General features: G+C 38.6%; 20 protein-coding genes. 8 read left to right on the plus strand and 12 right to left on the minus strand.

Annotated elements, in window-relative coordinates; all coding sequences use genetic code 11:
- Nucleotides 1-25 precede the first annotated feature (25 nt).
- The 3 genes from phoR to JGE69_RS10250 form a co-directional block, all read right to left on the minus strand.
- On the minus strand, nt 26-1,384 hold the full coding sequence (phoR, locus tag JGE69_RS10240; protein WP_002121907.1) for a phosphate regulon sensor histidine kinase PhoR: 1,359 nt from the start codon (nt 1,382-1,384) through the stop codon (nt 26-28).
- 9 nt (nt 1,385-1,393) lie between these two features.
- On the minus strand, nt 1,394-2,104 hold the full coding sequence (phoB, locus tag JGE69_RS10245; protein WP_000650776.1) for a phosphate regulon transcriptional regulator PhoB: 711 nt from the start codon (nt 2,102-2,104) through the stop codon (nt 1,394-1,396).
- A gap of 254 nt (nt 2,105-2,358) precedes the next feature.
- Nucleotides 2,359-3,030 (minus strand): TetR/AcrR family transcriptional regulator, encoded by a 672-nt coding sequence (locus JGE69_RS10250; RefSeq protein WP_000224580.1) that lies wholly within the window; start codon nt 3,028-3,030, stop codon nt 2,359-2,361.
- Nucleotides 3,031-3,240: 210 nt separating this feature from the next.
- Between JGE69_RS10250 and JGE69_RS10255 the strand changes: the two genes are divergently transcribed.
- Nucleotides 3,241-4,074, plus strand: a complete 834-nt coding sequence (locus JGE69_RS10255) for an SDR family NAD(P)-dependent oxidoreductase (protein WP_174724477.1) — start codon at nt 3,241-3,243, stop codon at nt 4,072-4,074.
- Between the two features lie 56 nt (nt 4,075-4,130).
- On the opposite strand, the gene JGE69_RS10260 is transcribed toward JGE69_RS10255, so the two are convergent.
- From JGE69_RS10260 to JGE69_RS10280, 5 genes are all read right to left on the minus strand, one after another.
- On the minus strand, nt 4,131-5,498 hold the full coding sequence (locus JGE69_RS10260; RefSeq protein WP_199113327.1) for an MATE family efflux transporter: 1,368 nt from the start codon (nt 5,496-5,498) through the stop codon (nt 4,131-4,133).
- Between the two features lie 106 nt (nt 5,499-5,604).
- Nucleotides 5,605-6,759: a pyridoxal phosphate-dependent aminotransferase gene (locus JGE69_RS10265; protein ID WP_044102735.1), complete on the minus strand. Its 1,155-nt coding sequence runs from the start codon at nt 6,757-6,759 to the stop codon at nt 5,605-5,607.
- Nucleotides 6,760-6,787: 28 nt separating this feature from the next.
- Nucleotides 6,788-8,098: a DUF445 domain-containing protein gene (locus JGE69_RS10270; protein WP_104075428.1), complete on the minus strand. Its 1,311-nt coding sequence runs from the start codon at nt 8,096-8,098 to the stop codon at nt 6,788-6,790.
- 13 nt (nt 8,099-8,111) lie between these two features.
- The gene (locus JGE69_RS10275; protein ID WP_104075427.1) at nt 8,112-8,675 is read right to left on the minus strand and encodes a CC0125/CC1285 family lipoprotein; all 564 of its coding nucleotides are present in this window, start codon (nt 8,673-8,675) and stop codon (nt 8,112-8,114) included.
- A gap of 59 nt (nt 8,676-8,734) precedes the next feature.
- Entirely contained in the window at nt 8,735-9,274 is a 540-nt protein-coding gene (locus JGE69_RS10280; RefSeq protein WP_069036303.1) for a DUF924 family protein, read from the minus strand.
- A gap of 168 nt (nt 9,275-9,442) precedes the next feature.
- Between JGE69_RS10280 and gshA the strand changes: the two genes are divergently transcribed.
- Complete coding sequence (gene gshA, locus JGE69_RS10285; protein ID WP_005066727.1) at nt 9,443-11,020, plus strand: glutamate--cysteine ligase; 1,578 nt, start codon at nt 9,443-9,445, stop codon at nt 11,018-11,020.
- Between the two features lie 16 nt (nt 11,021-11,036).
- Nucleotides 11,037-11,555 (plus strand): disulfide bond formation protein B, encoded by a 519-nt coding sequence (locus JGE69_RS10290; RefSeq protein ID WP_069124353.1) that lies wholly within the window; start codon nt 11,037-11,039, stop codon nt 11,553-11,555.
- Nucleotides 11,556-11,611: 56 nt separating this feature from the next.
- On the opposite strand, the gene JGE69_RS10295 is transcribed toward JGE69_RS10290, so the two are convergent.
- Nucleotides 11,612-12,259, minus strand: a complete 648-nt coding sequence (locus JGE69_RS10295) for a haloacid dehalogenase-like hydrolase (protein WP_068564596.1) — start codon at nt 12,257-12,259, stop codon at nt 11,612-11,614.
- Between the two features lie 145 nt (nt 12,260-12,404).
- Here JGE69_RS10295 and JGE69_RS10300 point away from each other — a divergent pair, with 145 nt between their 5' ends.
- The 3 genes from JGE69_RS10300 (at nt 12,405) to JGE69_RS10310 (ending at nt 14,364) form a co-directional block, all read left to right on the plus strand.
- Nucleotides 12,405-12,758 (plus strand): DUF5991 domain-containing protein, encoded by a 354-nt coding sequence (locus JGE69_RS10300; protein WP_060465112.1) that lies wholly within the window; start codon nt 12,405-12,407, stop codon nt 12,756-12,758.
- Between the two features lie 214 nt (nt 12,759-12,972).
- Nucleotides 12,973-13,590, plus strand: a complete 618-nt coding sequence (locus tag JGE69_RS10305) for a hypothetical protein (protein ID WP_199113329.1) — start codon at nt 12,973-12,975, stop codon at nt 13,588-13,590.
- A gap of 129 nt (nt 13,591-13,719) precedes the next feature.
- Entirely contained in the window at nt 13,720-14,364 is a 645-nt protein-coding gene (locus JGE69_RS10310) for a hypothetical protein (RefSeq protein ID WP_227602416.1), read from the plus strand.
- A 113-nt stretch (nt 14,365-14,477) separates the two neighbouring features.
- Here the strand turns inward: JGE69_RS10310 and JGE69_RS10315 are convergent, their stop codons facing one another.
- The gene (locus JGE69_RS10315; protein WP_017387586.1) at nt 14,478-15,821 is read right to left on the minus strand and encodes a hypothetical protein; all 1,344 of its coding nucleotides are present in this window, start codon (nt 15,819-15,821) and stop codon (nt 14,478-14,480) included.
- A gap of 211 nt (nt 15,822-16,032) precedes the next feature.
- Between JGE69_RS10315 and JGE69_RS10320 the strand changes: the two genes are divergently transcribed.
- Together JGE69_RS10320 and parE are read left to right on the plus strand one after the other, a co-directional pair.
- A complete protein-coding gene (locus tag JGE69_RS10320) occupies nt 16,033-16,614 on the plus strand; it encodes a YqiA/YcfP family alpha/beta fold hydrolase (protein WP_044102707.1) in 582 nt (193 codons plus the stop codon).
- 14 nt (nt 16,615-16,628) lie between these two features.
- A complete protein-coding gene (gene parE, locus JGE69_RS10325; RefSeq protein WP_039766422.1) occupies nt 16,629-18,512 on the plus strand; it encodes a DNA topoisomerase IV subunit B in 1,884 nt (627 codons plus the stop codon).
- A 120-nt stretch (nt 18,513-18,632) separates the two neighbouring features.
- Here parE and JGE69_RS10330 read toward each other — a convergent pair whose 3' ends face one another.
- Complete coding sequence (locus tag JGE69_RS10330) at nt 18,633-19,136, minus strand: ureidoglycolate lyase (RefSeq protein ID WP_199113333.1); 504 nt, start codon at nt 19,134-19,136, stop codon at nt 18,633-18,635.
- A complete protein-coding gene (gene alc / locus JGE69_RS10335; RefSeq protein ID WP_199113335.1) occupies nt 19,133-20,143 on the minus strand; it encodes an allantoicase in 1,011 nt (336 codons plus the stop codon). The genes JGE69_RS10330 and alc overlap by 4 nt, the downstream gene beginning before the upstream one ends.
- Nucleotides 20,144-20,273 lie beyond the last annotated feature (130 nt).

A 20,273-nucleotide genomic window follows, 5' to 3' on the forward strand; every position in this document is an offset into this window, starting at 1 on the left:
CTTTTTAAATGTGAGAGGGGCAAATTTAGGTCATGTTATATAGTCTTTCTTTTGGAAAAACTGCGGTAAATGTTGATCCCTCGTTTTCTTTAGACTGCACATCTAAATACGCACCGTGTTGCATAAGCACGTGTTTTACAATTGCTAAGCCTAAACCTGTACCACCTGTTTGACGACTACGGTCACTGTCCACACGATAGAAGCGTTCAGTCAGGCGTGGTAAATGTTTAGGATTAATTCCAATGCCCGTGTCTTGTACACTAAAGTAAGCATGTTCGCCATCATCATGCCAGCCAATGGTAATGGTTCCACCTTTTGGCGTGTACTTGATGGCATTCGTAATTAAGTTACTAAATGCACTAGCAATTTCCATGTCAGAACCAATCAGGTCGCAGTGGCTATCAATATGTAAATTGAGTGTATGTCCATAATCGGCATTATAGGCCTGAGCATCATCAAAAAGTTGATTCATTAAACTCGGCATTTCAATAATCTGATTTTTCGCAATTTTCTTGTTATTTTCTAAATTTGATAACAGCAGTAAATCATTGACCAAAGCATTCATACGCTTGGTTTGTGACTGCATTTGATCAAAGGCTCGTTTCCAGCGCGGACTAATATCTTCCTGATCGGTAAATGTTTCGATATAACCACTCAGTACGGTTAATGGTGTACGAAGTTCATGTGAAATATTATCGACGAAGTCTTTGCGCATTTGCTCAAGGTTGTGCATACGAGTCACATCGTAAGCCACCAATAAACGACTTTCTCCACCAAATCGAGTGAGTTTAACCTGCACATAACGGTCATCATCAAAATTTGAGTGAAGCTTAATTCCATCAGGTGCCTGATCAATATTGTTAAAATATTCAATAAAAGTAGGCTGACGTAAAATGGTTAATAAGTTGCGGCCACGGTCGAGAGGACTGATTCCTAACAAACGTTCGGCAGCAGGGTTCCACCACTCGATTTGATGTTGGTCATCAATGAGTACAACCGCTTCAGCAAGAGCAACTAATGAAGACTGAGCCCGGTCAATTAAACCGACCATTTCCGCCTGAACAATTCGTTCTTGGCGCTGGGCACGGTAAACATTAAATAACAATGCCCCCCAAATCCCGTTAAGGTTTGGAGGAACGTCATAAGGTTTATTCGCAATCCAGTCATTGACCAGATATAAAGAACGCAACTGGAGTGTAAAAAACACCACGAAGGCGATAAAAATACAGCTCCAGAAATACCCAATACCGAAACCGACTAAACCGGCAATAATTAGAAAAAATAATAAAAGCCGTAAATCTTGTTTGGCAAACGTCCATAAACTACTGTAGCGAGAAAGCTTTTGTTCACGTACCTGTTCAGGGACGGGGTAGGGTTCATACATAAATCTTGGTTAACCTGCGGCTAAATCTGCACGTGTTGAGAAACGGTAGCCAGTTCCACGTACAGTCTGAACAAATCGGTCAACACCAAAAGGTTCTAACACTTTACGTAAACGACGGATATGCACATCGATAGTGCGGTCTTCAATATATACATTACCGCCCCATACCTGATCGAGCAACTGGGCACGCGTATAGGCACGTTCTGGATGGGTCATAAAAAACGCAAGTAAGCGATATTCAGTTGGGCCCATATCTAAAATACTGTTACCAAAGCTAACACGCTGGCTTACAGGATCAAGAATTAAACCATTGGCATCAATTGTTTTTTCACCACTTAATGCATTAGCGCGGCGCAGAACTGCCTTAATACGCGAAACCAGTTCACGTGTTGAGAAAGGCTTCGTCATGTAATCATCTGCACCCGCATCAAGACCTTGTACTTTGTGGTCTTCTTCTCCGCGAGCAGTCAGCATAATCACTGGAATTTCTGCTAGGTTTTCATCTCGTTTTAAGCGGCGACATAAATCGACACCACTTACGCCTCCAGGTAACATCCAATCAAGCAAGATAAGCGCCGGACGTTGGTCGACGATAATTTGATGAGCTTGTTTGGCATCTTCTGCCTGTAAACACTGAAAGCCTGCCATGTCCAAAGAAGTATGGATCATTTCACGGATAGGAAGCTCATCATCGACAATTAAAATATAGTCATCTTTCACAACGCAATATCCTATAGATTTAACGGTGAACCGTTTTGTAGTTATGACAGGCTTATTACAAAGATTAATTATGACAATTTCATTGCAGAAAAGTCTATAAAAATGAATTTAGCAATAATTTGTGACAAAACTAAGACAAAGGTATGACCAAATTATGACATCTCAGCCTCAAACTTTCTAAAATCATTCAATAGGTTATCACCTTAATTGCTTAGCTATTTTTTCACATTTTTAGCTGTCAAAAAACTTTAATATTATTTTGAAACTTGAGCTAATAAAGATAAGAAAACGATACGGCATGCAGTTAAAACCTGCTCAAGAGACTGCTCAAACCCTCCCATCACCCATCGAATTGCAATTTGAGTGACATATCCATTTAAACCCGTTGCGATTAAAGAGAGTTCATTTTCGTGGTGCTGAATTTGGGGCATGGTCAGCATAACGAAGGCTTGAATCATGCGATCAAATTGCGCAAGTGTTTCTTGAATGGTGGCCTGATTATGTAATTCTTGCACCAGAACTGCATCGACATAGACAATACGAGCTAATCTTGGATCGTCTTTTAATGTCGTCAGCAGAGCTCTTAAACCAGCATCGACCATTTTTTCTGGATCGGGGGCAGCTTTAATCACGGCTTGCATCAGATTTTGTTGTAATTCTTCAATCATTTTTAAAAAGATGGTTTGGAATAAATCTTCACTCTTTTTAAATGATTCATAAAAATAACGTTCGGTGAGTTTTGCCTCTTGGCAGACATCTTTTACCGTTACTGAAAAAAAACCAAGGGTTCCGTAGGTTGCAATACCCGCTTCAATCAGCTTTTCACGGCGTGCCTCTTTACGTTCAGATAGAGATAACCCTTTGAACTGACGTTCTTTACTCACACTTTTTGTTTTCTTTTTACTGGTTGAGTCGTTAGTCGCCATAAATAAATTGTTTCCTGAAGAATGGTTTCCTAATTTATAGGTTTTAGCCAAATATGCTCACTATGATAAAGCCCTCAGCAGAATTGTGCCATTCTATCTGAAATTACAGTGTACTATATTGACAATGTGTATTGTCAAAATTATATTGAAGGTGTCTAAAGTGCACATGCAATGAACCGATTGTGCAAATCGAAAAACAAAGGATGGACAATGAAAAATTTTAAAAACAAAGTCGCTGCAATTACGGGCGCGGGTTCTGGCATTGGGCAACAGTTAGCAATTCTTTTGGCAAAACAGGGCTGCCATCTTTCGTTGAGTGATATTAATGAAAAAGGATTACAACAAACTGTCGAGCTTTTAAAGCCGTACAGCAATATTACTGTTACTACCAAAAAGCTTGATGTGTCTGACCGTGAAGCGGTAAAGCAGTGGGCGCAAGAAACAGTACAAGATCACGGCTCTGTTAACCTGATTTTTAACAATGCTGGTGTTGCGTTAGGTTCGACTGTCGAAGGCGCGACCTACGAAGATTTAGAGTGGATTGTTGGGATTAACTTCTGGGGTGTCGTATACGGGACTAAAGAATTTTTACCGTTCATTAAGCAAACTCAAGATGGGCACATTATTAACATCTCGAGCTTATTTGGTCTGACTGCTCAACCGACTCAATCTGGTTATAACGCAACTAAATTTGCTGTACGTGGCTTTACCGAATCGTTACGCCAAGAGTTGGATATTGAAAAAAGTGGTGTGAGTTCATTATGCGTACATCCGGGGGGAATTCGCACCAATATTGCTAAAGCTGCAAAAATGAGTGACAGCTTGAGTACTTTAGGTATGGATCCAGCTAAATCGATTCAAAACTTTGACAAGCTACTTCGTACTCCTCCAGAAGAAGCTGCCCGTCAAATCTTGGATGCCGTTTTGAAAAATAAACGCCGTTTATTGATTGGTAGTGATGCAAAAATTCTTGATGCATTCCAGCGTTTATTCCCGACCGGATACCAACGTGCTTCAACCATTGTGACTAAGTTAATGAAATAATTTTCAATGTAAAAAAGCCATCAATTGATGGCTTTTTTTATAATATTTAAATAGTTCTAAATAAGAACTTTGATCGTCTTTTTCTTCCAGATAAATTGATAATACAAGCCTTGAATAATACATAGACTGACAAATGCCAAGGCATAGGCAACCCAAATGCCTTTAAGTCCCCACATTGAGCTAAACCAGTAAGCACATGGAATTTCAATAAATAAAATGGCAGAGATGTTAATCAGCATTGGAACAGTCACGGTGCCGCTGGCACGCATGATAGATGCAAAAATGGCACCTGCGCCAAAGAATAAAATTGCCCAAAGTACAATAAACAAAAGCTGTTGACCTAATACCACCACAGTTGGGTCTGTGATAAATAAAGCCATCAAATATTTTGAAAATAGATAACCAAGTGCAATTAAGGCACCTGTAAATAAAAAGTTCATACCTAAAGCGGTGCGTGTAACACGTGTGAGTAGATCTGATTTACCCGCACCAATCGCTTGCGCTGCAAAAATTGAGGCTGCGATGGAGATCGAAATCGCTGGAAACTGAATGTAGTTGAGCACCTGATTCACTGCACCATACGCTGCTGTAGCATGTGAACCATAGTGGTTAACCAACCCGACAATAACCAAGCCAGCCATTGAGGTCGTAATCATTTGAATACCAGTTGGGACGCCTAAGCGTAAAATGATTTTGCTTAGTTCTGGATTATGACGGATATGTTGCAGAAGCTGACGATTCGGCCGAAGTGAATGATTTTTCTTGTTAAGATAAATCGCGAGAAAAATTAATATTGCGATATAACTAATAATTGATGCTATAGCAGGAGCAATAATCCCTAGGGCAGGAAAGCCAAAATAACCTTTGAGAAGAATTGGTGTAATAATTATACCGATGACACTGGTTAAAGCGAGGGCCAGTAAAGGGGTTGTACTGTCTCCCACACCACGTAAAATTGAGGTATAGATAATATAAACGAACAGAAGAGGGCTACCCGCCAACATCCATTGAACATAAGGCAAAGCAAGATGCATGACCTTTGGATCTGTACCTAAAAGCTCCAAAATATCATGGGCGAAAAACACACCGATAATCGCGGTAATAATTCCACCAATGATGGTCATAAACAGGGTAGAACCGACCACACTTTGGACTTTCTCTATATTTTGCGCACCCCATGCTTGTCCTACTAAAACAGTCGTACCTGTTGAAATTCCGATAATAAAAGCGAGGAGCAAAAATAAGATAGGGAAATATACAGAAACTGCCGCAATCGCATCAACTCCCATCATTTGACCAACAAAGATGGTGTTAATAGTTCCCGACAAGTTCTGCAAAATATTGGTTGCAATCAAGGGTAGCAAGAAAACAAAAAATGTTTTCCATAGATTTTGCTGTTGAATTAAGGACTGTCTTAGTGGCATGTGTTCTCCATCGCCCATCTCTTTGATGAGCGGGGCGGATATTCAACTTAGCATAGTTGGAGCGAATGACTTGTAGTATTTTTACAGCGCTAAGTGGCTAAATTTATTAACATTGATTCAAAATTTCTCCTGCTTTTTGCAGAGTCTCATCATTTTTAGCAAAGCAGAATCGAATCAAGCGTAAAGACTCAGGCGCTTGCTGGTAGAAAACCGAAACTGGAATAGCCACAATCTTATGTTGCTCGGCAAGAAACTGGCACATTTCTACATCGTTTAAATCAGGTCTAATTTGACTGTAATCAAGGTTTTGGAAATAAGTACCTTGAGAAGGTTTTAGTAAAAAACGACTATTGTGAATTGCCTGATTAAATCGATCTCTTTTCGTTTGGTAAAACTGAGAAAGCTCTTGAATATGTTCTGGATGTTGCTCCATATATTGCGCTAGCGCAATCTGACAAGGAGTCGTGCCACAGAAATTCGCATATTGATAAATCTGGCGGAATAAACGCATTAGCTCAGGTGAAGCGACGCAGTAACCCGTTTTCCATCCCGTCACATGAAAGGTTTTTCCAAAAGAACCAATCACAAAACTACGCTCTCTGAGCTCTGGAAAATGCAATGCGCTAAAGTGTTGTTGACCATCAAAAACTAAGTGTTCATAGACCTCATCGGATAAAACCAGAATATTTTTATCTTGAATCAGTTCAATGAGTTCTAACCAGTCTTGTTTTGCCCAGATCGTACCGGTTGGATTATGGGGCGTATTCACCACAATCATACGGGTTTTGTCATTAATCAAATCTTTAACTTGTTGCCAGTTCACCTTAAAGTCAGGTGCTTGCAACGCAATATGAACAGCTTTACCGCCTGCTAACTCGACAGAAGGGCCATAGCTATCATAACTTGGGTCAAAAATAATGACTTCATCACCTGCATTGATGCAGGCTTGTATGGCACAAAAAATTGCAATGGTTGCGCCGGGAGTAATGGTGATTTGAGTAACAGGATCAAGTTGAAGTTGATCACGCTGCTGAAATTGTAAAGCGAGTTGTTCCCGTAAACCGAGAATACCATCGCCAGGCGGGTACTGATTATGTCCAGCTAAAGTCGCTTGAGATAAGGCTTCAAGTAAGGCTTGTGGCGCCGGAAAATCTGGAAAGCCTTGTGACAGGTTGAGTGCACCTAGACGATGTGCCAGTGCCGTCATGGTACTAAAAATAGTCACGCCTTGAGTGGTCAATTTTGACTGTAGCTGAAGCATATTGTTCTCTTATTAAAAATATTTAAAGTTATAAAATTGATTCAATCACTGCCCGAATTACACCAAGTGTCAAACCAATAAATGCACCCACTACAACACCATTTACTCGGATCATGTGCAAGTCGCCACCGACTTCATTTTCAATTTTCCCGATCATTTCACGTGAATCCCATTCATGAATGCGTTCACTCACATAGCGTATGATTTTATGGCTATATTGATCCGTAAAATTCATGGCAAGTCCTGTCATTTCTTTGTTGAGAACTTCACGTACTTTTACATTTTGAACAAGATTTTCACCCAATTGCTGAATCGCAGCTCGCAGGTTCATTGCAATGCCAGAGTCTTCTTTCATTAAATCTTCTTTAATGGCATCACACAAAATGGTAACAGCACCACTAATAAAATTTAGAACTTGAGGACTATCAAGGAGCGCATCTTTACCGCTGTTAAGGCGTTGACTGGCAACACTATCGGGTTTCGCTAGCTCCAGCATGAGTGAATGTGCAATCGTTTCAATTTCTTGTCGCCATGGGTGTTCATGGTCGGCCAGCATCGATTCTACTTTTTCAACCAATGAGTCGATGGTACGTTGTTGAACATCAATTCCAATCCAGCTTGCGCCTCTTGCAAGTGACCAGACGCCCAGTGCTTTAAACATTTTTCGGGTTAATTCACGGGTTTTATCCGGGTTTTGTACCACCCACTCATGGGCAATATCTAGACCACGTTGTAAAACATCTTGGTGGAAATCATTTTCCAATACCGCACGAAGCATTTCACTGGCGAGTTTGTTGACTTGGGTATTACGTACCCATTGCACACTGTTGTTTTGCACGAAATTAGCAATTTGCTCTTGGCTCACAAATTCAAAAAATTTCGGTACAGTTTGCTGAATGAGCTGCACCACTTGCGTATTGTTTTGCGGACTTGCCAACCATTGACCAATTGCGAGGCTTAAGTCAGTTTTTTCTAAGCTTTTTTCGACCACTTGAGGCGAAAGAAAATTTTCCTGTACAAAACGGCCCATTGACTCCGCAATGCGTGCCTTGTTACGCGGAATAATCTCGGTATGGTCCCGTAAAAACTTAGGAATCGGTAACTTACCAAAAGGGTTCCGAAACAGAACTGTAATCGCGTACCAATCGGCTAGACCACCAACTACGCCTGCTTCGGCCCCTAGCATCAAAATATGAATAAAACCTGTGTATTCTGGCAGAAAACGGTCGGCTACCATCAGTGCAATCCACAGCACAACGACGATGATCAGCGCTAGGGTAGCAAAATATTTACTACGTTTAAGACTGGGCACGTGGTGAACTTCTTCTGCCATGCTCATAAATTTATCCTATTCATTTTTGTTTTACTGGAGGCTCGGGTGGTGGCAACAGCGCTCCTGTCGGACTCAATCCATATTTTTGTCCGATTGATTTCAAGATCAAGGTTGCATCAAAAGCGTCTTGAGGAGCCTGCTTTTGATCCCGATAACATTCAATAGTATACGACACTTGAACAGGGTCGATATTGACCACTTGTGGGAAATCATAGAACGGATCATGCCAGAAACCCGGATAGCGACGACCATAGCCATAAGGATAAAAGCTTGGAGCAGATGGATAAACCACAGCCTGACGTGGTGGTTTCTGACTTTGGTTACTTGGGTCATTCAGTACTTTAAAAAAGCGGAAACCTTTTTGTACGGTCGTTTGCGCTGATTTTACCAAAGTGATTTCTTCAGCTGCACCGTAACTCATATTCGGATCGGCTTGAAAATTAATACGAAATGTTTGCGCATTTAAAGGGTATGCGGAAAACTGGCCAAGTTGATCAAAGGTTTTTGGTTTACTTGGCGTCGTTGCACAAGCAGTTAAGGTTAAGGCAGTGCCTAAGGCTAAACAAAGAGAGAGATATTTCATGGTGAACTCCCAGCTGAGCATTAAAACAAAGATGACTCAGCATTAAAAATTAAGAAGCTTTAAAAACTACTGTTCGGTTCTAATAAAAATTCGGTTTCCTCTGGAGTAGAAACACGCCCGAGAATGGTATTGCGATGAGGATAGCGTCCAAAGCGATCAATAATGACTTTATGCTTTTTCTCAAAGCTCAAGTTAATTTCATTGCCAAGACGTTGAAATAGTTTCAAGGCAAATTCATGGATCAATTTTGATTCGCTATGCATAAACGGCATATATAAAAAAGAGCGTTGCTCTGGATTAAGCTGTGCATCGAGTTGCAAACTAATTGCTTCTTGTGCCAAAGCTAATGCCAAGCTGTCATAGGCAAAAGATTGGGGCTGATCACGATAGATGTTGCGAGAAAACTGGTCTAGTACAATAATCTCTGCCAAACGACCTTCTGCTGTTTTTCGCCAAGACCAGAGTTCTGCTTGAGTTGCCTGTCGATGAACAACAGAAAAATTTTCACGGATTTTTTTGTCAAAATCATCACTTTTTGCAAACCAAAGTGAACGGTGTTCAGGAGAAAACCAGAAGTTTAAAATGTCTTGTTCGTTCATGATATTGACAACTCTTTAGCAATTATTCTTCAATAAAATCACAATTCTTTCGTGTCTTAAATAACAAGATTGTGATAAAAATTGCCAAACTGGAATGATGTGATTATATAAGTAACCGTATCATCTCACGATTTTGTATATAGTGATCTTTAATAAGCGAGCAAATGCATGAGTCAACCCACTACACCATCTCAATCAGTTATTCCTGCTTGGGTGGATTCGTCGCTACTACAAGGCATGTTACGTGGAATAGAGCGTGAAAGCCTACGTATGCAAAGTAATGGGTTCTTATCACAAGAGTTACATCCGAAGGCACTAGGTTCGGCGTTAACACATCCAAAAATTACGACTGATTATTCAGAAGCGTTGATGGAGTTTATTACTTCACCTAAGCCAACCATTGAAGAAGCTCTGCACGAGCTCACCGATATTCATGCGGTTGTGCATCGTCATTTAGAAAATGGTGAAAAACTCTGGCCGCTGTCTATGCCATGTATGTTAGACGACAATGAAGAACGCATTCGTCTAGCACAATATGGCACTTCTAATATTGGCCGTTTTAAAACACTATATCGCCGTGGGTTAGGAATTCGATATGGTCGTCGTATGCAGACCATTTCAGGGGTGCATTACAACTTATCTTTCCCAGATACACTTTTTGCTGAGTTGCAAGCTCATGAAACTGACGAACAATTAAAATCATTAAGTTTGCAGGATTACCGTAGCCATCGTTATTTTGGCCTTATTCGTAATTTTATTCGTTTAACACCATTGGTCATGTTCTTGGTGGGCGCGAGTCCAACTGTATGTCGTTGTTTCTTGACTGGACACAAACATCATTTGTTGCCTTTAATCAAAGGTTCATACTATTTACCGTATGCTACAGCACTCCGTATGGGGCGATTGGGCTATCAAAACTCAGCACAAAAAAGCTTAGGTATTCATTACAACAATTTGTCCGGCTATCTGGATGGTTTACAAAAAGCCGTTCATTCTCCTTACCCACCGTTTAGCCGTTTAGGGTTAAATGATGCTTCTGGTGAACCGTTGCAAATTAATGATCATGTTTTGCAGATTGAGAATGAATATTACAGTCTAGTACGTCCAAAACAGGTACCTCAAGCAGGTGAAACGCCGTCTCAAGCTTTAAAAAATCGAGGCGTTGGTTATGTTGAGTTACGTGCTGTAGATGTAAATCCATACTCGGCAATTGGTGTTGATGAAACGACAGCAGGCTTTCTTGAAGTGTTAGCACTTTATTGTCTGTTAAGTGATAGCCCAGACTTGTTATGTCCTGAACAAGACTTGGTTGAGAAAAATCAGACAGAGGTGGTCAACCGAGGTCGAGCGCCAAACGCAACCATTACAGATTTAACAGGGTCATATCACATCGAAGATTGGGCACGTTTATATATTGCAAAAATGCAAGATTGTGCACAGCTACTCGATCAGACCTATGCAACGGACTTGTATGGTTCAGCTTTGGCGGTTATGCAAGCACGAATTGATGAAGTTGATGAAACTTTATCTGCCCATGTCATTGACGATACGTTAAAGCATGGTGGAACTTGGAGTTTTGGTAGCCACATGGCGCAATTACATGCTGAAAGTTATGAACAGCATGAGCTTAGTGTGGAAACTTTGAAACATTTTGAACAGTTGGCTGCGCAGTCTTTACAGCAGCAAGAAAAACTTGAGCAAGATACCAAGATCAGTTTTGATCAATATCTTGAACAATATCGATAATAAAACGAGGTTTTACATGCGATTAAGTTACCGTTTGGTGAGTGGACTACTTGTTTTAGCAAGTATAGTCGGCATGTCTTTTGCGTTGTATCTGGAACATGTAAAAGGTTTAGAGCCATGTCCGCTCTGTATTTTTCAACGTGTTGGCTTAATGGCGATGGGCCTTGTAGCACTCATAGCCTTTTTGCATAACCCAGTTTCAAATGCGGTTAAACGTTTTTATGCATTTTTATCAGGCATTGCAATTTTATGGTCAGTGGGTGTAGCAGGACGTCATGTCTGGTTGCAACATTTACCACCAGATCAAGTACCAAGCTGTGGCCCGGGTTTAAACTATTTAATTGATGCCTTACCAATGAAAACGGTTTTACAAGAAGTATTGTCGGGTTCAGGTGAATGTGCAGCAATTGATTGGACCTTTTTAGGTCAATCTTTACCAGTTTGGTCATTGGTCTATTTCCTCTTACTATTACTGGTCTGTTTATGGCAGTTATTCCGTTTTTATCCAATAATTAAATTTGGTAAAAATAAATAGAATTTCTTAGTTAAATGTAAATAAAAAAGGATGCTATTCGAAGCATCCTTTTTTATTTAAAACCAATTTAATTTTTTTAAATTATTAATTTTAATTTTCTTGTTATCACTATTAATTAAATAGGGGAGTTTGGCACCCATCAAAATAGGCAAGTCATCTTCAATATCATCACTATATGTCGCGAACCAAGGTTGTTTGATATCAAGTTTATTCAATCTTCTTACTTTTTCTTCCGACCTACAATGTATCCCACTTATCCATCCTCCTAGTTTCTTTTGCAAAGGAGTACCAATAATTTGTACATCTAAATTGATAGACTCGAGTAAAACATTCGCTAACTTTTCTGGTGCAGCCGTGGCAATAAACACAATCCTTCCATGTGCTAAATGATCTTTAACTTCAGTTATACCTTGCTCAAACCAATATAATGAATCAGAAGTAATATCTTTGATATTATTGGAAAAATTTTTAAAACTGTATTCTAATTCTTCTTCATTCACACCATACGTTGCAATCCATAAATATAATGAAGCACCTCTAGATTTATACTTCTTAAATTTCATAAGAGGCAAAGCAACCGGCGTAACAATGAGTGCAGCGATAAATCTGAGAAGATTAGATTTCAATTTATCTGTTAACCATGCCTTTGTAGAGTCACCCGATAGTAATGTCCCATCCAAGTCAAAAACAACAATTTCTTTCATATATTTCTCTAGATTTGGTAATTGTGGTAAGAATTAATTTTCAAAAAAGAGTATTTTTAATAGTTGATTTATAAAACAATAAAATATTTTATTGTATTGTAATTTAGTTATAATAGTTTGACTTGATTATTTATAAATTAATTAAATGAAAAAATTTTGTTTATTATTGCTGGCTCTTTCTGTTACCACATTTGCAAATGCAGATAAGTGGAATGGTACTTATCATTATTATAGTTCAGAAGAGTTGCTGGGTGGTAATGTTGTGACGATAGAATCGGTTTTAACGCTAACACCCAAAAAGTGTGAGTATTCTATTGCTGGCTTTCAGGTTGATAAATCTTATATATGTAAAGTGAAAAAGAAAAATAACGAACTATATTTCTTTAAAGTTCAAAGTGGTGAAAAGTTAGGAAAAGTAGTCTTTAAGAAAGGAAAATATTATCTTTATTCCGATGAAGTTTTAGATATCAAAGATAATCTATTTTATAAGGATAAATAATTGATATAGGGTTCTTTATAACCTTTTCTTTTTTTAATATTTGAAAAAATAAGAAAAGATTTAAAATTTTATAAAAAAGCCTAACATAAGTTCACTTTTTATATATCTTTACAGTTTATTGTCAACATTTAAGCATATGACTCGGCATATCTAAGATGAAGGTTTTAATACCTAAGTGATGAAGATATTTATGGAAGTAGCTATAGGATAGAATATGATTGAAATATTTAAACGAAAAATAACGGAAGTTACAGGATTTAATATGAAAAAGACTTTTATATCAATTTTTTTATTAAGCGGAATTATTTTTAGTTTTAACATATATGCAAATGATGATACTTTTGTAGTTTCTGCAAAATGTAAAGATGAATATAGTTCTAATTGTGACATTGTGAGAACTATAAATAGTAAGAATGAAATAGTTATAAAAGATGTCAAACTTTTAAATATTTCAAAAATAAATAAAAACTTATATAAAGTGAAAACATCTTGTGGGTCTCCATGTTTAGTTACGCTTTTCTATAGTCAAAATAAAGAGGATTCCACAGACGAATTTATTACTATTGATAATAAAAATAATTGTTTAATTGAAAGTAATAGTCAGAAAAAAGTCATTTATGCAAGAAAATTGTTTACAAATAAGCCTAGAAAAATTGTCGATTTAAAAACCAAAGAATTTAATGGGTTGTTACAAAGGTTTGATTATTATACTTATTTTAAGGAGGAGAGTTTTTTCTCACCTGATGGTAGTTTAAATTTAATTGCAAATGATTATGGGGAAATATTGGTTAAAAAGAAAATAAAAAATCCTTGTGGTGGTGATAAGAAGTAATTTATTTAGTGCCTTTAGTTGATAGAAATACTAATTTTCTTTTAGGTCTAGTGTAAGTGTTAAAAAAAGTATCAGAATTAATTTCTGGTTAGAAAATTGAGTCTTTTGATGATTAAGAGATTAGTGTTCATGGTTATAGAGAAAAACATAAACCTGCTTAAATATTTGAAAAATAAAATTATAAAATTTTACCTTTTTTATATTACGAAGCTAACTATATTGGCTCTTACATTTTTTGGATTTATTATTTGTTCAACCATCTATGCAAAAGAGACATTTAATGTTGAATTGAAATGTAAAGGGCATGATCAGGAATATTGTGATGTCGTAAAAAATGCTGATAATAAAACTAATTTTATTTTAAGAGACATGAGATACCCGGAGGTTGATAAAGTAAATGAAAATATTTTTCATACTTATGGTAGTTGTGGGTCACCATGTCAATATCATTTTTTTATAAGTAAAACAGAGGAAGATCAGACTAAAGAGTTTATTACTTTAGATAAAAATAATAATTGCCTAGTTGAAAGTGACTCTAAACGAAATCTTATTTATGCTAGAAAACTTTTTAATAAAAATAAAAAAATGATTTTTGATTTGAAAAATAAAGAATTTAATAATGTTCCAATCGATGTTGGTATATATAACTCATTTCAAGAAAGTTCATATTTTGATGATCAAGGACAGCTACATTTAGTAGCAATGTTAGCTGATGTTGATAAAAATGGTGATAGCTTATACTTTAATAAAATAATTAAGAAAGCTTGTGAATAATAAAAAGAATGATTGCGAAGATTTAAAATCTTTCTAAATATAAAACTTATGACAGATTTAAATGATTGTAAACTATACAATTTAGAAAAAGCCCAACATAAGTTGGGCTTTTTTTACGTCTCTACAATCCCTTCTAAATCTTCGAGCTTATAGTTCGGCATATCAATAATATGGGTTTGAATACCTTCTTGAACGTAATCATTAGCATGAGGATATAACCAGCGAGTGATCTGTTCCGCAACACTCGAGTGATACTGAATTTCAAAGTGATTTAAACCATAAAATACGGCTTTATGAGAGTCTGGAACTTTGAGCTGAAAACGTGGATTAGGGTGTTCACCTAGCGCGCTTTTCACACTCACCAAGTAATCGCCAATTACGGTCAACGCTTTGTTGCGTACTTTTTCAAATTCTAAGGTCCCTGCCACTAAAAAGGTGTTGATATGGGAAGGTAGTGGAGCAGGAGCACGGTTATCATCCATCATACCAATACGGGCATCCATATGTTCCCAATCATCATCACGAACGCTGCCGTGGCGTAGGTCTAAAATACCATTACTCCGAATATTAACCAGTTGACCGAGTAAGCCGACAAAAGGGAAAGCCCCAAGTTTATCTTGTATGGTAAAGCCAAAGCGCTCTAAAACTGCCCCATGATGTGGAGAGCCAATACAGACTAGATTCTCGACCATATGAATCCATTGATACATATTTTGTTTGCCATAAAATAAGGCACTACGAGAGACTAGCCCGCCCATACTATGGCCAATGATATCGATGCTGGTAATTCTTGGATTACGTTGGACCAAGTCTTCTAATAAGTTTGAAAAACTGCGTCCATTAGCTGAAATGCGTCGACCTGTATTGTAATTTAAATACAACATGGTGTTATGGTCACGCTGCGCTAACAGGCGCTCACCAATGCCGCCATAGTGTGCATTTGACCAAGTCAGATGGTTCATACATAAACCATGAGCTAAAATCACAATACGGCCTGCAAGTTCCCCTTGTTGTATTGCACCGTAGTGATCGTATAGCACCATGGGTAAAGCGAGGGGGCTATGCTGTTTCAGTAGATAATCCCCAAAAATCCCATTCAAAATTCCGACTAAAAAATGTAAGCTCGGGGTGAGGGGTTTTTCGTGAAGTGTGGGATATTTTTCAATAATATGGCGTAAGCTTGGTGCTAAAAAACAACTCCCATATTTTTGTAAAGCACCATAAGAAAACTGATATGCCTTTTGCACAAATGGTCGTTTTTGAAAGTTTTTAGCATTTTGTGTGCTCACACCAAAAGCATTTTTTAATACTTCAATATTAATAACTTGAATTAATTCATGTACACCATTTAAGCTGGTACTGAACAGTTGAGCTAAACCTTCTAATACGTCTGCCTGACTAGGTGGCGTACGATCCCATTTACAATAAGTTTCATGTAGTGGTGTTAAGCTCGGCATATCTTTTCCCCATATACGTTATAACCGACGTTTTAAGCTGTACTTTTTATCAACGGCAGCTAACGTTTCCATCTTAGTAGTTTAAATAACACATGTTTTTAAAATACTGATGAATGGTTAGTTGAGTGGTTTTTCTTGTCTGACAATAGTGTTTTTATATACAAACTGAGAACAAAAATGTGAGTTTATTCTCAATTTAGAGGGAAAATATATGAATATTATCTACCTCCATGGCTTTAATAGTAGCTCTCTTTCAATTAAAGGGCTGAGCCTTAAGCAGTATTGTAGCGAATTGGGCATAAATGTGCATTTGCCAGACTTAAATAGATCTCCTGATCTAGTGGTTGAGCAAGTTTCAGAGCTGATAGAGTCTTTAGATGATGTAGCCTTAGTCGGTAGTAGCCTTGGCGGGTTTTTTGCGACATATTTTGTCGCGAAATATAATGTTCCAGCTGTACTGATTAACCCGGCTATGCAACCATGGAAGCTGTTTGATGAGTTATTTCAAGTTGAAAGTATGCCCTATGTGGTGAATGATCAATGGTCAATTGACAATGTTCAGTTAAGGCAGTTACAACAACTGGAACTGAATCAACCTGAAAATGCCGACAAAATACTCGTCTTATTACAACAAGGCGACGAAATTTTGGATTATCGTCAAGCACAACGCTATTATAGTGCTGCAACGCCATCCTCATTGATTTTGACGGATGCTCATGGCAATCATGCTATGGAAGATTTTGAAGAAAAATTACCGTTAGTGATCGAATTCTTTGCGCACACCATCAAATAAGGAAAACGTACAACGTGACACAATATACGGCTCAATCGCTTGAAGTTCTTTCTGGTTTAGACCCTGTACGCCGTCGTCCAGGGATGTATACCGATACGACTCGACCTAACCATTTAGCCCAAGAAGTTATTGATAATGCTGTTGATGAAGCATTAGCTGGTCATGCCGACAAAATATGTGTCACGGTTTATAAAGATGGTTCGTTGTCGGTTGAAGATAATGGCCGTGGTATGCCAGTCGATATTCATCCTGAATATGGACAAAGTGGTATCGAAATCATTCTGACCAAACTCCATGCCGGTGGTAAATTCAGTACCGATAACTACCAGTTTTCAGGTGGTTTGCATGGTGTAGGGATTTCCGTTGTAAATGCTTTATCAACACGTGTTGAGGTCGAAGTTCAACGTCAGGGTAACCTATACCAAATGGCCTTTGAGCAAGGGGAACCCGTTGCCCCTTTAGCGGTCTTAGAAGGTAAAGCGCCAAAACGCGCGACGGGTACAACGGTACATTTTTGGCCAGAAGCTAAATATTTTGATAGTCCAAAATTTGCTTTAAAAGCGCTTAAACACAATTTAAAAGCCAAAGCTGTTTTAGCAGCTGGTTTAAAAATTATCTATATCGATCAAATTAACGATGAAAAAATCGAATGGCAATTTGAAAATGGCCTCGTCGATTATTTGATGGATGAATTGCAAGACCGCGAAATTTTGCCAAACCCTGCATTTGTGAGCAGCGGTCAGGCAGATCGTGCGGCATGTGAATTTGCGATTTGTTGGAATGTGGAAGGTGGTGAGCAGGTTCAAGAAAGTTACGTCAACTTAATTCCAACTGCACAAGGCGGTACTCATGTGAACGGTTTACGCTCTGGGGTTACTGAGGCGTTACGTGAATTCTGTGAGTTACGTAACTTGTTACCACGTAATCTTAAACTCTCGGCAGAAGATGTTTGGGATGGCGTGAACTATATCTTGTCGCTCAAGTTCCAAGAACCACAATTTTCTGGTCAAACCAAAGAGCGTCTTTCGAGTCGAGAAGCATCAAATATTGTTTTAAATATTGCTAAAGATGCTTTTTCACTCTGGCTAAACCAACATGCTGAAATCGCGATGCAACTGGCTGAAATGGCGATTTCTAAAGCAGGTCGTCGTTTAAAAGCAGCAAAGAAAGTCGAGCGTAAAAAAATTGTTTCCGGCCCTGCATTGCCGGGTAAGTTGGCAGACTGTGTTGGCCAAACACGTGAGGACAGTGAGTTATTTATTGTCGAGGGTGACTCAGCAGGTGGTAGTGCAAAGCAAGCGCGCGATAAAAACTTTCAGGCCATCATGCCGATTCGTGGAAAAATCTTAAATACGTGGGAAGTTTCTTCAGATGAAGTATTGGCTTCTCAAGAGGTCCACGACATTGCGATTGCGATTGGCGTAGATCCGGGCAGTGATGATTTATCTGAACTACGTTACGGTAAAATCTGTATTTTGGCCGATGCCGACTCGGACGGTTTACACATTGCGACTTTGCTTTGTGCTTTATTCGTTAAACACTTCCCAGCATTGGTTGAAGAAGGACATTTGTATGTGGCAATGCCACCATTGTTCCGTATCGACATTGGTAAAGATGTTCATTACGCGCTTGATGATGATGAACTTGAAACTATTTTGAAAAATATTAAAGGTAATCGTAATCCGCAAATTACCCGATTCAAAGGATTGGGTGAGATGAACGCGATTCAATTACGTGAAACCACGATGGATCCGAACACGCGTCGTTTAGTTCAGCTCGATCTAGATGATGTGCATCTAACGGCAGGTTTACTCGACAAATTGCTTGCGAAAAAACGTTCGGCAGATCGTAAGCAGTGGCTTGAGCAGAAAGGTAACTTAGCTGATATCACTGTCTAGAAAGCCGTAAAAAATCCCCGTTCAATTGGCGGGGATTTTTTTATGTAAATCTAAATTGTTGGAAATCACCACAACGATTTCTACCATTAAATTAAAATAGACAGATCTGTATATTTTAATTTAGGTCGTAATTTTTATAACCTGTGGAAATTGAAAAACATCACAATTTGCTCCACCTCCAATTCGGTCCACCACTGCAAAATCACTTGGTGCCTCGAAGGTAAGCAAAGGATGATGCCATGTGCCTGCCCGATAATTAATACTTTGCTTTCCATTCGAGACGAAAGCACATACTTTTGAAATATCAGGAGTATTTTCGTCCAAAGCGGGTGCCACGATAATTAAAAACTTTTGTTGCTGTAGTGGAATAAATGCCTGAGAGCCTTTCGGATGGCGCTCTAGCATTGAAATTTCCAGAGGTAGCACACTGGCCTTAATATTACGGAAAATACTAATTCCTGCCTTTGCTTCCCCTTCAATTTCAGTTTCAACGAGCGCATGATAGCGCTCAGTGTGGGCATCGTTAATATGAAAAAAGTCATGCCCGTCGCAACAGATGACTTCTCCGAAGGGCTGGAAGTTTTCAATGGTTAAAGGCTGAATTTGAACATTCTTCATTATCATGACTTGGCAATTTTCCCCCATAAACGGACACGGCTAATACCACCATCTGGAATCATGTTAATACGAATATGCGAGATTTTTTCATGTTGTAAAATCTCATTCACATATTCATGAATATGATCCATTTGCATCGGTTGGGCTTCTAGTAAGTAAGACCAGAACATACTTTGAGGAATTAACTGTGCATTGGTTGCGTTTTCAAGGTAAACCGCCTGAATAGATACGTGGGCAGGGAAGTTCCCTTTAAAATGAGCCGTATCAATTTCAAGTTTCTCAATTTTTCCGCTTTTACCCAACGCAAGAATACACCAGTCATAACCCGGTGCACGGCGGCGTTTGGTTTCCCATCCATCGCCCATATTGACTCCGCGGCCTGGGTTAATCAAATTACGCGGGTGTCCAAAATGAGCATCACTATAGGCAACTACACGGCCACCATTTTCGAGAGCCAATAAATCGAGAGTTTGTTCACTGTCAGTTACCTGAATATGAACATCACCATAGACACGTAAACGGGCAATACCGCCATCTGGGAAAATATTAAGGCGTATATGAGTGAAAAGTGCATCATTATTGATCATAAAAATATGATGCTGGCTCGGGCCTAGTTCAGTATTTCCTAAAACATTCTCCCATTTTGCCCCTGCCAGGTCCCCATTTGGTGCATAACATGCTTCTAATGATGCAGATGCAGGATAATTTCCTGTAAAAAAGCTGGTATCAATATCAAGAGCAGTGATTTTTCCGCTTACACCAAGCTTCACGATACACCAATCATAACCTGCGTGACGCTTACGGCGTGTCTCCCATCCATCCATCCATTTGCCGTTGTCATCAAATTTATCTTCAACAAAAATAGGTGCATCAAATTGCAGCATACGCTTTGCTTCTGCAAAGAAATCATCTGAACACTCAATGACTTGTGCACCAATTCGGGCATCTGCCAAATTGGTTTTAGTATTCAAAATCTCAGGAAGTTCAAAAGCTGGAGCGTGCAATGTTGCCATAATGGAGTATCCGTATTTCTTGTTAAAAACATGATTTTTCATTTAAAACTGCGCCAACACAGAGCGTGCTGAGACGAGTTTTATACATAAATATATAAGCATGGTGCATGCCAGTTTTGTGGAAAAGCTA

It is taken from the genome of Acinetobacter sp. C13 (assembly GCF_016809775.1).
GTDB lineage: Bacteria > Pseudomonadota > Gammaproteobacteria > Pseudomonadales > Moraxellaceae > Acinetobacter > Acinetobacter pittii.

What these genes read in the sequence shown, in the direction of transcription:
- alc (WP_199113335.1), bottom strand. Translation starts at nt 20,143, where the DNA reads ATGGCAACATTGCACGCTCCAGCTTTTGAACTTCCTGAGATTTTGAAT.
- JGE69_RS10295 (WP_068564596.1), bottom strand. Translation starts at nt 12,259, where the DNA reads ATGAAAGAAATTGTTGTTTTTGACTTGGATGGGACATTACTATCGGGT.
- JGE69_RS10255 (WP_174724477.1), top strand. Translation starts at nt 3,241, where the DNA reads ATGAAAAATTTTAAAAACAAAGTCGCTGCAATTACGGGCGCGGGTTCT.
- JGE69_RS10330 (WP_199113333.1), bottom strand. Translation starts at nt 19,136, where the DNA reads ATGATAATGAAGAATGTTCAAATTCAGCCTTTAACCATTGAAAACTTC.
- JGE69_RS10250 (WP_000224580.1), bottom strand. Translation starts at nt 3,030, where the DNA reads ATGGCGACTAACGACTCAACCAGTAAAAAGAAAACAAAAAGTGTGAGT.
- JGE69_RS10280 (WP_069036303.1), bottom strand. Translation starts at nt 9,274, where the DNA reads ATGAACGAACAAGACATTTTAAACTTCTGGTTTTCTCCTGAACACCGT.
- JGE69_RS10315 (WP_017387586.1), bottom strand. Translation starts at nt 15,821, where the DNA reads ATGCCGAGCTTAACACCACTACATGAAACTTATTGTAAATGGGATCGT.
- JGE69_RS10305 (WP_199113329.1), top strand. Translation starts at nt 12,973, where the DNA reads ATGATTGAAATATTTAAACGAAAAATAACGGAAGTTACAGGATTTAAT.
- JGE69_RS10310 (WP_227602416.1), top strand. Translation starts at nt 13,720, where the DNA reads ATGGTTATAGAGAAAAACATAAACCTGCTTAAATATTTGAAAAATAAA.
- JGE69_RS10275 (WP_104075427.1), bottom strand. Translation starts at nt 8,675, where the DNA reads ATGAAATATCTCTCTCTTTGTTTAGCCTTAGGCACTGCCTTAACCTTA.
- JGE69_RS10320 (WP_044102707.1), top strand. Translation starts at nt 16,033, where the DNA reads ATGAATATTATCTACCTCCATGGCTTTAATAGTAGCTCTCTTTCAATT.
- JGE69_RS10270 (WP_104075428.1), bottom strand. Translation starts at nt 8,098, where the DNA reads ATGAGCATGGCAGAAGAAGTTCACCACGTGCCCAGTCTTAAACGTAGT.
- gshA (WP_005066727.1), top strand. Translation starts at nt 9,443, where the DNA reads ATGAGTCAACCCACTACACCATCTCAATCAGTTATTCCTGCTTGGGTG.
- phoR (WP_002121907.1), bottom strand. Translation starts at nt 1,384, where the DNA reads ATGTATGAACCCTACCCCGTCCCTGAACAGGTACGTGAACAAAAGCTT.
- JGE69_RS10265 (WP_044102735.1), bottom strand. Translation starts at nt 6,759, where the DNA reads ATGCTTCAGCTACAGTCAAAATTGACCACTCAAGGCGTGACTATTTTT.
- JGE69_RS10260 (WP_199113327.1), bottom strand. Translation starts at nt 5,498, where the DNA reads ATGCCACTAAGACAGTCCTTAATTCAACAGCAAAATCTATGGAAAACA.
- JGE69_RS10290 (WP_069124353.1), top strand. Translation starts at nt 11,037, where the DNA reads ATGCGATTAAGTTACCGTTTGGTGAGTGGACTACTTGTTTTAGCAAGT.
- JGE69_RS10300 (WP_060465112.1), top strand. Translation starts at nt 12,405, where the DNA reads ATGAAAAAATTTTGTTTATTATTGCTGGCTCTTTCTGTTACCACATTT.